Origin of the sequence: Beduini sp. (assembly GCF_047239305.1) — a bacterium.
Taxonomy (GTDB): Bacteria; Bacillota_I; Bacilli_A; order Erysipelotrichales; family Coprobacillaceae; genus Beduini.
Genome location: NZ_JBKTEM010000004.1, coordinates 1 through 12841 on the forward strand (window position 1 = coordinate 1; position 12841 = coordinate 12841).

12 protein-coding genes are annotated in these 12841 nt (G+C 36.2%); 1 reads left to right on the forward strand and 11 read right to left on the reverse strand.

From position 1 onward, the window contains the following. Positions 1-123: 123 nt before the first annotated feature. From ACLRVU_RS08295 to sufC, 11 genes are all read right to left on the reverse strand, one after another. The gene (locus ACLRVU_RS08295; RefSeq protein WP_412891504.1) at positions 124-1401 is read right to left on the reverse strand and encodes an EAL domain-containing protein; all 1278 of its coding nucleotides are present in this window, start codon (positions 1399-1401) and stop codon (positions 124-126) included. Between the two features lie 56 nt (positions 1402-1457). Beyond that, positions 1458-2927, reverse strand: a complete 1470-nt coding sequence (locus ACLRVU_RS08300; protein ID WP_412891505.1) for a methyltransferase domain-containing protein — start codon at positions 2925-2927, stop codon at positions 1458-1460. Positions 2928-2980: 53 nt separating this feature from the next. Next, entirely contained in the window at positions 2981-3835 is an 855-nt protein-coding gene (locus ACLRVU_RS08305) for a hypothetical protein (protein WP_412891506.1), read from the reverse strand. Between the two features lie 7 nt (positions 3836-3842). After that, complete coding sequence (locus tag ACLRVU_RS08310; RefSeq protein ID WP_412891507.1) at positions 3843-4556, reverse strand: sporulation protein YunB; 714 nt, start codon at positions 4554-4556, stop codon at positions 3843-3845. A gap of 48 nt (positions 4557-4604) precedes the next feature. After that, a complete protein-coding gene (locus ACLRVU_RS08315) occupies positions 4605-6014 on the reverse strand; it encodes a lipopolysaccharide biosynthesis protein (protein ID WP_412891508.1) in 1410 nt (469 codons plus the stop codon). Between the two features lie 79 nt (positions 6015-6093). Continuing rightward, positions 6094-6630 (reverse strand): 5-formyltetrahydrofolate cyclo-ligase, encoded by a 537-nt coding sequence (locus ACLRVU_RS08320; protein WP_412891509.1) that lies wholly within the window; start codon positions 6628-6630, stop codon positions 6094-6096. Beyond that, entirely contained in the window at positions 6623-8026 is a 1404-nt protein-coding gene (gene sufB / locus ACLRVU_RS08325) for a Fe-S cluster assembly protein SufB (RefSeq protein ID WP_412891510.1), read from the reverse strand. Before sufB ends, ACLRVU_RS08320 begins: the two co-directional genes overlap by 8 nt. Positions 8027-8028: 2 nt before the next feature. Beyond that, a complete protein-coding gene (gene sufU / locus ACLRVU_RS08330) occupies positions 8029-8466 on the reverse strand; it encodes a Fe-S cluster assembly sulfur transfer protein SufU (protein WP_147552095.1) in 438 nt (145 codons plus the stop codon). Then, entirely contained in the window at positions 8450-9679 is a 1230-nt protein-coding gene (locus ACLRVU_RS08335; protein ID WP_412891511.1) for an aminotransferase class V-fold PLP-dependent enzyme, read from the reverse strand. The genes sufU and ACLRVU_RS08335 overlap by 17 nt, the downstream gene beginning before the upstream one ends. After that, positions 9680-10576 carry a SufB/SufD family protein gene (locus ACLRVU_RS08340; protein ID WP_412891512.1) on the reverse strand — a complete coding sequence of 299 codons (897 nt, stop codon included), beginning with the start codon at positions 10574-10576 and terminating at the stop codon, positions 9680-9682. 9 nt (positions 10577-10585) lie between these two features. After that, on the reverse strand, positions 10586-11389 hold the full coding sequence (sufC, locus tag ACLRVU_RS08345) for a Fe-S cluster assembly ATPase SufC (RefSeq protein ID WP_412891513.1): 804 nt from the start codon (positions 11387-11389) through the stop codon (positions 10586-10588). 352 nt (positions 11390-11741) lie between these two features. Between sufC and ACLRVU_RS08350 the strand changes: the two genes are divergently transcribed. Further along, on the forward strand, positions 11742-12830 hold the full coding sequence (locus ACLRVU_RS08350) for an AI-2E family transporter (RefSeq protein WP_412097168.1): 1089 nt from the start codon (positions 11742-11744) through the stop codon (positions 12828-12830). Positions 12831-12841 lie beyond the last annotated feature (11 nt).

Here is a 12841-nt window from a genome sequence, read left to right on the forward strand (position 1 = left end):
TCAGCCTTCCAAGCTGACTACGTGGGTTCGATTCCCATCACCCGCTCCAAGTTTAATAATACCTTTAGATAAAGATATCCTGCCAGATATCTTTTTTTGTGGTTAAAATAAAAAAATCCTTTATTAAAGGACTTCTTGACTATGCTGCTGATCCAGCAATACTTGAAACTCTTCCAACGGCATTGGCTTGTAATAATAAAATCCCTGAATATAATCACAGGCAATCGATTTTAGAAAGTCTACATATTCTTGAGTTTCTACGCCTTCAGCAAGGACTTTCATCCCCATTTCCTTGATCATACCTACCAAATGTATGATCATTTGTTTTCTTTTCTCATCTAACGGTTCTTTAAAAAAGAGACGATCCAGCTTGATAATATCTAAATCGGAATTAATCAGTACCGCAAACGAAGAATTCCCTCTGCCAAAATCATCAATCGAACAAGAAAACCCCGCCTCTTTAAACTCTTGAATGATTTCAAAGACATGATTTCCCTGATCAAATTTTATATCTTCCATAAACTCAAACTCAATGTATGAATGAGGAACCCCGATTTCTTCGGTTATACTTAAATAATCATTCACAAAAGCATGATCGCTAAAATTATTCGCACAGATATTAAAACTCATCGGTACACGTGCCTGATGCTGATCCAAGCCTTCTTTAAGATATGTACAAACACTTCGATAAGTTTTAAGATCAATCAGATAAATTTCACCAAACGTACTCAGATAAGGTATGTATTCATTGGTTGGAATCACTTTTCCCGACTCATCCTTCCACCTTAAAAGGACCTCCCCGCCAATGATCTTATTTGTTAATAGGTCAATCTTAGGCTGAATATAATAAATAAAATGATCATGGGTTCTGGCATGCGTGATACAGCGCATCTGTTTAATGTGATTTAAATAGCGCTGATATTTTCCCTCTGTAAAAACTTCAAAACAAAATGAACGTTTCATTAGCTCAGGGCAGTTAGTACGTATGATCGACGCTTTATTGACTAATTCCTCATAAGTACCCTTAAGCTCCCAAGGAGGCAAGATGCCAAAAGAAGTATAAACATTATGGAACAGCAATGGGTAAGGGATATCAAAAAGCTGATCGACCAATTCACTTAGAAAAGCATCGAGTACTTGATCATCCAATTCTTTATCGGGATTCTCATCAAATAAAATTAAGAAATGAAAAGTTTCTCGATAGATTCGCTGTAAAAAGCCGCGGTCACCAATAAAATGTTCGAGAATCTTCGTCACTTCTTCTAAAATCTCATTCCCCGTTTCGGCTCCGCAAGCCGCAAAAAAATAATCCCAGTTTTTTATCGTCATTTCTGCAAAAGCATAGCGTGATGCTTCTTGACTGCTCATGGCTTCATAAACCATTTTAACATTAGCTATCATCTTACCACCAGTCTCTCTCCCCTTATTATACCAAGATTATGTCGACAAAAAAAGCACTACTTCACCTGAATGATGAAGAGTGCACTTTGTCCTCTGCGGATGGTCATTTTCTTTTCGTCGATCAGTTCGATCTGATCCTTATAAAAACGCATTGCTTTCTTAAAAATCTCCGTATCGCTTGTATGAGCAAAAATAAATCCCTCCGGAACGGTTAGTTCGATCGCTTTCTTCATAAACTGCATATACAGTGTTTCAATGCTTTTACGATCTTTGTTAGCGGATTGTATTGGTAAATTCGCCATCACCTCATCAAACTGATGGGCATGGGTAAAACGATTCAGATCTCTTTGCACAAAATGAATGTTAACTCCTGCCAGCTCGCTGTTTTCCTTTGCCATCTTGATAGCATCATTAAAAACATCAATTCCCATCAAAAACTTACAGGGTTCAATATAATCACGTTCAATCAACAATGTCCCACTGCCGCAGCATAAATCAATAACTTTTGCTTTCGGTGTAACAAAAGGCAAAATCAAGTCTGCGATGCTTGCCGCCACATATGGCTGCATAGATGTTGCCAAAGCATTTTTACGATATTCAAAACGAGGATCATGATACGTATAAAGCTTTAAAAAAACTTGACAGAACCCTTTAGGCGTTTCTCTTAATCTTAATTCGATATCATAGTCTGACGCATTATTGATCAGTTTTCCCTCTGATAAAGTTTGAATTTTAAGCCCTAATCGTTTAATTTCATCGTTTTTAAGCTTATCTTTCTTTAATGAAGAGGTTTCAATTCTAAATGAATAGATGCCATCGCCTTTATGCATCTGATTTAATTGTTCCACTAATCCGGAATCTACGATTTGTTTCGCAATGACATCAATATTAAAGTCAATTTCTTTGAACCCTTTCAGCACCAGTAACAATTCATTATAATCACGAATCTTTTCAAGATCACGAATAGAATCCGCCAACAGCAGGATACCCATAGATGTCATTTTTTTATTCTTTGTTTCCAGTTTATCGAAAACCAATTCGCGGTTTGTATTCAATGTAGTTAAGATCACTTTTGTTTTTTTAGCTAAATCGATAAACTGTGGATGTTTAATGCTTCCATAATAATGGAATATTTCCATCAAACGCCCCTTCATTTCCTCTTTATGGCGCCAGTTTGGATCATCCAATGATACATTTAAACCTTCATAAAATTCCTGCAGCATCAATAAATGATCTTTCAATGAGAAGTTTTTGATAGCTTCAATCATCTCATTTTTTACGATCCAGTTTTCTTCCTTCAAAAACAGTTCGATAAATTCCTTTTCATGATCCATAAGTCCGCAGCAGCGTACAATCACAGCTGCATTTTTTCTTATCTTATTATCTTCATCCGTTAACAGATCAAAAAGAAAATCTGTCTCCAATTCAACCGGATTTTCTTTTACAGCCTCTTTTAGCAAAGTGACCATCGCTCTTGTATCCTGATGATTTTTGATCGCCTCGATCAATGTTTGTATATTCTTCATGACATCCCTACTTTCTTTGTAATCATAGCATAAATTAGGGATGTTGTTAAGCATTAAAGCCATTCTAACGGTCTTAATTGAGTTGGTTCGGCAATAAAGGTATAAAAATCCTTCAGTCTTTTTTCACTGATTTCAATATGCTGATAATATTTAACAAACGCCTTTTCATCAATTTGATCCTGAACATATAAAAGAATATCACTAAAGAAATCCTCCGGATACAACATGGCACTGTACATATAAATCAGATCAGCCGACTGAAATGAAATTGTATATTCCTTGACCTGATCGATCGTTAAATAAGAACGACTGTACATTCTCACTAAAAAGTTCAGATAATGATCGGTTCTATAACAAAAGGGATTCAGCCAATCTAAATAAGTGTCCAGCTGTCTGGCATGCAGAGACAATGACTTTTGAAAGGTCATTGTTTTATTAAAATAGTCCTGCAGATAAGCCAATGCACTTTCCGCCATCCCTAAATAATAAATAGTGAGAGCATAAAGATACTCAAACTGATGAGATTGCCCCATAATTGCCGGTAGAACACGGTTTTCAACAAGGTCCATCTCTTTAATCCACTTATTGATAATCTCTTCATAGCGTCCTGTTTCAATAGGAAACAGGCTTTGCTGAATTAGTTCTGTCAAATACACCTCTTTGTCCTTTGAACAAAGTAATATCCTATTTGAAGAGATATAGTGCTGGTAGCGATTTTTCACTAAATACAGATGATGGGTACCGCCGGTATTTAAAAAACTTTGTTCATACACTTGATACTGCTTAATAAAAGCCGCTTCCTCTAGCTTGCATTCCAAGCAGAAATAATGCATATTTTCATATTCAAAATAATTTCCATTAATATATTCTACATAGATTCCATAAAAGTCATAGATTAAATTTTTCATAGTCCTCCTAATTCAAAATATTATTTTGGTATTGCCCCTGATTCTGATTGGGATTTTGATAAACACTGTAATAACCCGGAACCAATCCATTGACCAGTTTTACCACCAGAGGATACTGATAAGTAAAAATACATGGTTCACTAAAAAAAGGAGATATCACATTTTGCTGGACACTGATTTCAATGACGATCTTCACTACAACATGGTTGATTCCATAGTTTTTCACATCCGTTTTCACTTCTGATTTTACATTAGAGATCATTTCATATTTTAATGGCACTTTGACATTGAGATAAGAAAGAATCGGAACATCCATTAAGCTTGCTACCGGAATATAAGAAACTATCCCTTTATTATCGCTTACTTCTTTAATGATCCTGCTGTATGTATCCTCTCCATCATCCTCATAAGTGCCACGCATAATATAATTTAAATCAGTTTCAATATGATAAACAAGTTCATTGGCAATCTCATTTACCCCTGCCAAGTTAAAATCAACACTGCTAATATCTCCCGATTCATTACGTCCAACAATAATTAATCCTTCCTCATCAACATCTTTATAACTTAAAGTAGCATGATTAACGACGACATTGACAAATTTCTCAACTTCCATTTTTCCGTAGTCTTTTGCTTTAGGTATCATTTGCAGGTATTGCCCATAGAGATAATAGCCAAATAAACTGATAATAATAACAACAATCAGTAATTTTATTTTCATATGACCTCCCTTTAAAGTATATGATGTAAAATAAAAAACTAATACAATTTATCGATGTATTAGTTTTCTTAAAATTTGATTAATTAATTTCTGATTGATAAACCATGCCACCACAACAGACAGCAGCATGCTTAAAAGCATGACATAAAGATTATCTACATAATATAAACACACCAGCAAAATCGTTATAATCATCACCAAAACGATCAGGCGATAATTATATTTGATTTTATAGTAATGCTTATTGATGTCGTAAGCACGATACAATGTCAGTACTAAGAATGATACAAACGTAGAAATAACCGCAGCATGAAGCCCCAGCCAAGTAATTAAAGCAAAATGGACAACTAGATTGACAACTGCCGCAATAAAAGAGGTAACCCCCGCTTTTTTCGATTCCTTACATACAACATAGACACTGCCATAGAAAGCCGCTATGCAAGATAAGTAAGTAGAAACGATTAGCAATGGCATATAGTTGATCGCTTCAAAATAAGAAGCACCTCTTACTAACACCTTAAACACAAACGGAGAAAAAGCAATCAAAAGCAGAAGTCCTCCTGACAGCAGCTTAAAGAGCTGAGCGAACATCCGCGAATAGTATTTTTCTAATCCGTTTTTATTGGCATTTCTTGAAGCAGACTCTGTCCATGCCAAGTTAAATGCCTGATAAAACATATTAAACATATTCGGTATTTTATATGCTGTTGCATAGATTCCCTGCGCAGCTTGACCTAATATCGCTATAATAATGACCTTATCGGAAAAATTAATCACAAACCAAGAGATCGCATTCGGAATCAGCGGCAAAGAATAGCGCAGCAGTTTTCCAAGATACTCCTGATCAAAATAACGCAAACGAATATATCGATGCAGTTTTTCATGCCAAATCAGATAAGCTAAGGCGACAATATCAGGTATCAGCAAAGAAAGCATATAACCATTGACTCCTGCTTTTAATACCATCATCGTAATGACCATCATGATAAAGTTGACAATGACTGAGATAATACTGTTTAACGCATATTGAGCATTCTTTCCTAAACCACGTACCACATTCCTAAAAAATAAAATCAGGGTTTCAATCCCGACATAAACAGAAAGAACGATTCTCAACATCGGTGTATTTAATCCGCTGATCGGAATAAAATACATGACAACCATCGCGATCAAGGATAAAAGCAAGACAAGAAAATAACCCGTTGAAATATAACGCTTTTTCTGTTCTTCATTCTTCGCATCGATCAAATAGCGGAAGACACCATTTTCTAATTGTAAAGTTAATACCGGAACGACTAATCCTAAAATGATTGTCGTTACATAATCTACCCCACCAAACTCTTCAACATTTAAGTAAGAACTGTAAATTGGGATTGTAAGAACAGTGAAAATTTTTGGCAACACCATCCCAATTGCGAGTATGAGGGTATTTTTTATTAATTGTTTATCTTTTCCCATAAATTTTCCTTTCTTCTCATTCATTATAAAGAAAGTTACCCGATTAAGCAAGAAAAAGCGATGGAATCCCACCCATCGCTTACTTATAAATTCGTTTTTCAGTAATAATATAATCTAGTGGCTGATCATGCGTTTCCCCGACAAATTCCTGCTTTTGAAATTCAAAGGCAATCCCAATCGTTTGCGGATGATATTGTTCAATATAGCGATCATAGTAACCCTTGCCATAGCCGATTCGTTCCTTCTTTTCATTAAAAGCAACTAAAGGAACAATCAAGGTTGAAAGATCTTCCGCTAAATCATCACTTGGCGGCTCCATAACTCCAAAAGTTCCTAAGATCAGCTGATCCAAACTATCAATATTATAAAAGCGCATACCATCCCGCTCTACTTTAGGCAAGGCTACACGAATGCCCCTTTCCAACAGATTGCAAATTAGATGAAGCGTATCAACTTCATGACGGATGGTCATATAGATTCCCAATGGTTTTTCCTTATTAAAAAAAGAAGAAGTCAGCAATGACTCTATAATTTTCAAAGAGTATGACTGATATTCTTCCTCATTAAGTGTCAAGCGCTGTTTGATCATTGCTTGACGAATTGTCTTTTTATCCAACGCTGCCTTCCATATCCAATTTAATTAACTGGTTAAGTTCAACTGCATATTCCATTGGTAATTCACGGCTGAACGGTTCAATGAAACCCATGACAATCATTTCCGTTGCCTGTGCTTTGGTCAAACCACGGCTCATCAAATAAAATAACTGATCTTCTGATACTTTTGATACAGTTGCTTCATGCTCAATAATCGAATCATTATTCATCATGGCATTGATCGGTACTGTATCACTTGTTGACTGCTCATCTAAAATCAAAGTGTCGCATTCTACTTTACTCTTTGCGTCATAAGCATTTTTGCCATGATGCACCAAGCCACGATAATTCACTTTCCCGCCTGTTCTCGAAATCGATTTAGAGATAATCTGACTAGACGTGTGCGGTGCCAGATGAATCATCTTTGATCCTGAATCCAAAATCTGACAATCTTCGGCTACTGCAATCGTGATACATGTTCCTTTAGCACCTTCTCCTGCTAAAATACATGTCGGATATTTCATTGTGACTAAAGACCCAATGTTTCCATCCACCCATTCCATAGAGCCGTTTTTATATACTTTAGCACGCTGTGTTACTAAGTTGTAAATATTCTTTGACCAGTTCTGAATCGTAGTATAGCGGCATTTCGCCCCTTCCAGCACAACGATTTCCACTACTCCGGCATGCAGTGAGTCTTTTGAATAAGACGGCGCTGTACACCCTTCAACATAATGAATATCCGATCCTTTATCAACAATAATCAGTGTTCTTTCAAACTGTGCCATTCTTTCAGAATTAATTCTGAAATAAGACTGCAGCGGTTTTTCTAAAGTTACTCCCGGAGGAACATAGATAAATGATCCGCCTGACCATACCGCTCCATTCAGAGCTGAAAACTTATTATCGCTATAAGGAATGACAGTATCAAAATATTTCTTAAAAATTTCCGGATATTCTCTTAATCCACTGTCAATGTCTAAGAAAATAACACCTTTTTCTCTGACTTCCTCTAACATATTATGATAGACAACTTCAGATTCATATTGTGCCGAAGCTCCGGCTAAGAAATGCTGTTCTGCTTCCGGAATCCCTAATTTATTAAAGGTATTCTTAATCGTTTCCGGAACTTCTTCCCATTTATCCGTTAAGTTGTCACTTGGACGATTGTAATAGATGTATTCATCAAAATTCATCTTGCTTAAATCTACACCCCAAGTTGGCATTGGCTTTTCTAAAAAGCATTTTAATGACTTTAAGCGATACTCTAACATCCATTCAGGTTCATTTTTAATTTTAGATATTTCTCTCACTATCTCTTCATTCAACCCTTTGGGTGTTTTAAAAACCGAAACATCTTCATCTTTAAAATCATACTCTGCATTGTTTGTAGGAATATCAAGATCTTCTATTGCCATGCTTATTCCTCACTTTCTTCTATCAATTTAATAAGCCCATTCCATCCTAATGTTGCACATTTAATACGGTTGGCTTGTTTATGTGTATTTTTGAAAGCAATTGCTTCCTCTAAAACCTCTTCATCATAATCTTTTTCATAAATCATATTCATATACTGTTCAATAATATAACGGGCATCTTTTAAATTTTTTCCCGCTAACAGCTCGCTCATGATTGAAGTAGAAGCTGTGCAAATCGCACAGGCTTCACCGTCAAAACGAATATCTTCTATGATTCCATTTTCTATCTTCGCCTGAACATCGATATTATCGATACAGGTTTCACTATCCATATTCACTCTTTTATATCCTGCTTCATCAGTCAATTCATGGTTACGTGGATATTCGTAATGGTCCATGATAATTTCTCTAAGCAGCATTGGATCATCTAAAGAACGCATCTAAGAAGTCATCCCCTTTCTTGCAGGCTTCTACCAATTGATCGATCTCCTCTTTCGTATTATAGAAATAAAGAGAAACACGCAGTGTCTGACTTACCTTTAAGTATTCATCTAAAATCTTGGCACAATGCTGTCCGGAACGAACTGCAATGCCTTTGCTGTTAAGCAAAGAGGCTCCATCTTGTGAAAAGACACCTTTTATATTAAAGGCAATCGGTCCTGCCCCATCCTTATTATAGATATCTAAATTATCTAACTGTGACAGCTTTTCGATCGCATAATGGCGCAGCTCCAATTCATACTGATGGATATTTCGCATGCCAATCGCACTCAGATAATCAACTGCCGCTCCTAAGCCAATCGCCCCTTCAATGTTTGGCGTACCCGCTTCAAATTTAGCCGGTGCATTCTTTAAGCTGACAATCCCACAGCTGTTAAAACGGGCATTTGAACCGCCCCCAAAACGAATCGGATTGGTTTTCTGTAATAGATCGTATTTTCCATAAAGAACGCCTATTCCTGTTGGGCCACACATTTTATGCCCGGAAAAAGCCAAGAAGTCAACATCCAAATCTGTGACATCTACTGGCATATGCGGAACACTTTGAGCGCCATCGACAACGACTTTAATTCCTTTAGTATGAGCCAACGCAGTAATTTCTTTAACCGGTGCTTCAAACCCCAATACATTGGTAATCTGAGCAATCGAAATGATACGCGTCATCGGAGTAATTGCTTTTTCCACGTTTTCAAGTGTGATTTTCCCCTCTTCGTTCAATTCAATATATTTTACTTTAGCTCCCGTTGCTTTTTCAATCTCAAACCATGGTAAAAGATTAGAAGCATGTTCTGCCACAGTCACTAAAATCTCTTCATCTTTTTTGATGCGAGGATAAACATACCCAAACGCTACTAGATTTAAAGATTCCGATGCTCCTGAGGTAAAGACAATTTCATTTTGATCCTCGGCATTGATAAAATTCGCAATCTTTTTTCTTGCCCCTTCAAAAGCAACATCTACCTCATAGCTTAAATCATAATCCCCACGATGACAGTTTCCTGAATAATCGGAAAGATACTCACATACTGCATCAATGACTTTCTTAGGTTTTAATGCCGTAGCTCCGCTGTCTAAATAGATTAGCGGCTTCCCCTGCATAGTCTTTCCATTCAGCATCGGAAAGTCTTTTCTTATTTTGTATACATCAAACATCTAATCACCCATTCTTTTTTCAAGTGTTTCATTAAACGCCTGTTTTACTGTTTCATTATCAATAACATCCACTACCGGAATCAAATATCCATAGGTAATCAAACGCATTGCATCATTTTTAGTCATTCCTCTTGACTGCAAATAGAATAGATGTTCCTCATCCATGCGCCCTACACCAGCCGCATGACTCGCTTTAACATCATATTCATCAATAAATAAATAAGGATTCGCTTTGGCTACACACTCCTTATCAAAAACCATAATTCGGCTGGTCTGATGTGTTGCCGACTGACTGTAGCCTTTTTCGATATGTCCAATACCATCGAAGAAAAGATGCCCTTGATCTTTTACTACCCCATAATTATTCATTTCCCCATAAGTCACTTTTGCACTATGTAATAAAGAGACTTCATAAGATTTTTTATACTGTTCGCTAGAAAGAGCAGCCATCTTAATTTTCGCGCTTGCTTCTTCACCGATGAGATGATAAGCATATTTACCCGTCACATCGCTCAATGATAATTCGGCATAAGCACTCTCCACGTTAGCGAATCGGTCAATTTCTACCTCATCACTGACCTTGATGCTGCTGTCGCTTTCGTCCAATGTCAGCATCGCTAAATGGGCATTTTCTTTTACTTGAATCTGACGCTTTAAGTGATGTCCATGACCACCTGAGCGGGTTTCAATGAGTTCTACCGAAACTCCCGGATTTAAAATATAGCGAACTTCAACATCCTGTTTTTCAATCTCAATATTCAAATTCATTGAGATTGGTTCGCTTGATTCGAAAATAATTGTTGTCTGATCGATTTTAACTCCTGTCGGTAAATCCTGAGAATGAATCTGATCGTCTTTGATTGAAATAGAATATTCCAATTTAACTCCTTGTTCCATACATTCTCCCTATGCTTTCTTTCCGCAGTTTTCCAAAATGATCGGACGTCTTGCTTCTTCTACTTCCATTTCAATCCCTAATTCTTTAACCCAATCGTAACCTTCCTGATCAATTTTTCCGATCACTTCATAGCCACCGTCTAAAACGATCTTTCCAGCTACCAATACATGGACATGGGTAGGTTTAACTAATTCAAATAAACGTTCATAATGAGAAACCATCACACACCCAAAATCATCGCTGCGCATTGAATTGATCGCTTCTGATACGACACGAAGTGCATCGACATCCAACCCTGAATCGATTTCGTCCAATAAAGCAAACTTAGGCTTTAACAGTTTCATTTGTAATATTTCATTGCGTTTCTTTTCTCCCCCAGAAAACCCTTCATTTAAATAACGATGTGCAAGATTTGGATCCATTTCCAATTCTTCAATGCCTTTGTCTAAGGTACGAATAAATTTAAATAATGAGATAGGTTTTTCTAAACGTGAGTTGATCGCTGATTTAAGAAAATCCGAATTTGTAACTCCGGGAATTTCCTGAGGATACTGCATCCCTAAAAAAAGACCGGCACGTGCACGTTCATCTACTGACATGCTTAATACATCTTCCCCGTCTAATGTGATACTCCCTTGAGTGACTTCATATTTAGGATGTCCCATGATCGCTGATAATAACGTTGATTTTCCGTTACCGTTAGGTCCCATGATGGCATGAATTTCTCCAGTGTTGACTTCTAAATCAATCCCCTTTAATATTTCTTTTTCACCAATACTTACATGTAAATCTTTTATTTTTAAAGTCGACATTGTATCGCCCCTTTCTAAGTTATTTTAGTAGAAAAACAAGATAAAAACAATGAATATGATTATATTTTTAAGAGAATATGTGATATTTTTTCAATTATCGATTTAATTCCTATCATTCCTCTTATAAATTTAATAAAAATCTACTTAAATCAACTGATTTAAGCACTATTAGGATACCTTTTTACGTATTATTTTTCAAGCGTAACGCACCTTATATATGACATAAATAAACGCTTTTATTATCAAAAACAGCAATTCCAACAAATTTCACAAATATTATTTTTTATTATTTAGAAAAGCACTTATAAATACGATGAAATGTGTTATATTTATAATGAGTAGGAGGGCTAATATGGAATACTTGAAGAAACTCATACAACAAATCAGCAGCCGGCGCTTTATGTTCACGATCCTAAACATTTTAGGACTCTCAATCATTATTTATATTTTATACGCAACTCAAGCAGTATGGATGAGCTGGGTCCGTATGGTATTAAAAATCATTGAGCCTTTCTTTGTTGGATTTACAATCGCTTATGTATTCTCGCCCTTTGTCAGTTATTTAGAAAAGCATCGCATCAAGCGCAACTATGCCATCGGCATTACCATCATTTTAATTCTGTTGTTTTTGGTTGCCATGATCGGTACCTTGCTTCCATTGCTTTATAAAAACATCATGGAATTAACAACTACCTTCACTAACGGTATTCAGGAATTAGAAAAGATTCTGATGAATTCATTCAACATCGATATTTCCAGTTACAGCGGCTATTTGATCGCTAAGATCAATGAAGTGATTCGCCCGGACAGTATCTTAAATACATCATTGAGTATGGTCGGACAAGCCCTGACAATTTTAGGAAATGTGATTATCTATATTGTTTTAAGTATTTACTTCTTAGCAGATTACAGCAATGTACGCAAACGCATCAAAAAAGTATCTCACTTTATTTCCCCAAAACTGCCGATTTATCTTAAAAAAATTGACGTGGGACTAATAGACTATATTAAAGCATTTTTAATTCTTTCTTGTATTCAAGGAGTTTTATATGGTGGGATGTATTTGATTCTCGGACATCCTAACTGGTTTACCTTGGGCTTGCTTTCAGGAGTCAGTGGGATCTTCCCTTATATCGGACCGATCCTCGCCAATACTTTTGGATTTATTACCACTTTAGGATTAGGAACAACAAAAGTCTTACTGCTTCTTTTGATGATCTTTATTTTATCTAATTTGGATGCTTATTATATTACCCCCAAGATTTATTCTAAAAAGATCGAGATCAAATCGATCTGGGTATTGTTTGGTATCTTAACCGGTTCGACGTTATTTGGTCCGATCGGGGTTGTGATTGCGATGCCGCTCTTAGTAATCTTTAAGATTTCTATTCAGACTTATCGTGAGCAAAACAGCTATCAGGAAGAAAATTACTATGATTAACAAAAAGGGAA

Coding starts and splice junctions, on each gene's coding strand:
- ACLRVU_RS08315 (WP_412891508.1), bottom strand. CDS start 6,014: ATGGGAAAAGATAAACAATTAATAAAAAATACCCTCATACTCGCAATT.
- sufB (WP_412891510.1), bottom strand. CDS start 8,026: ATGGCAATAGAAGATCTTGATATTCCTACAAACAATGCAGAGTATGAT.
- ACLRVU_RS08310 (WP_412891507.1), bottom strand. CDS start 4,556: ATGAAAATAAAATTACTGATTGTTGTTATTATTATCAGTTTATTTGGC.
- ACLRVU_RS08300 (WP_412891505.1), bottom strand. CDS start 2,927: ATGAAGAATATACAAACATTGATCGAGGCGATCAAAAATCATCAGGAT.
- ACLRVU_RS08305 (WP_412891506.1), bottom strand. CDS start 3,835: ATGAAAAATTTAATCTATGACTTTTATGGAATCTATGTAGAATATATT.
- ACLRVU_RS08350 (WP_412097168.1), top strand. CDS start 11,742: ATGGAATACTTGAAGAAACTCATACAACAAATCAGCAGCCGGCGCTTT.
- ACLRVU_RS08295 (WP_412891504.1), bottom strand. CDS start 1,401: ATGATAGCTAATGTTAAAATGGTTTATGAAGCCATGAGCAGTCAAGAA.
- ACLRVU_RS08340 (WP_412891512.1), bottom strand. CDS start 10,576: ATGGAACAAGGAGTTAAATTGGAATATTCTATTTCAATCAAAGACGAT.
- sufU (WP_147552095.1), bottom strand. CDS start 8,466: ATGCGTTCTTTAGATGATCCAATGCTGCTTAGAGAAATTATCATGGAC.
- ACLRVU_RS08335 (WP_412891511.1), bottom strand. CDS start 9,679: ATGTTTGATGTATACAAAATAAGAAAAGACTTTCCGATGCTGAATGGA.
- sufC (WP_412891513.1), bottom strand. CDS start 11,389: ATGTCGACTTTAAAAATAAAAGATTTACATGTAAGTATTGGTGAAAAA.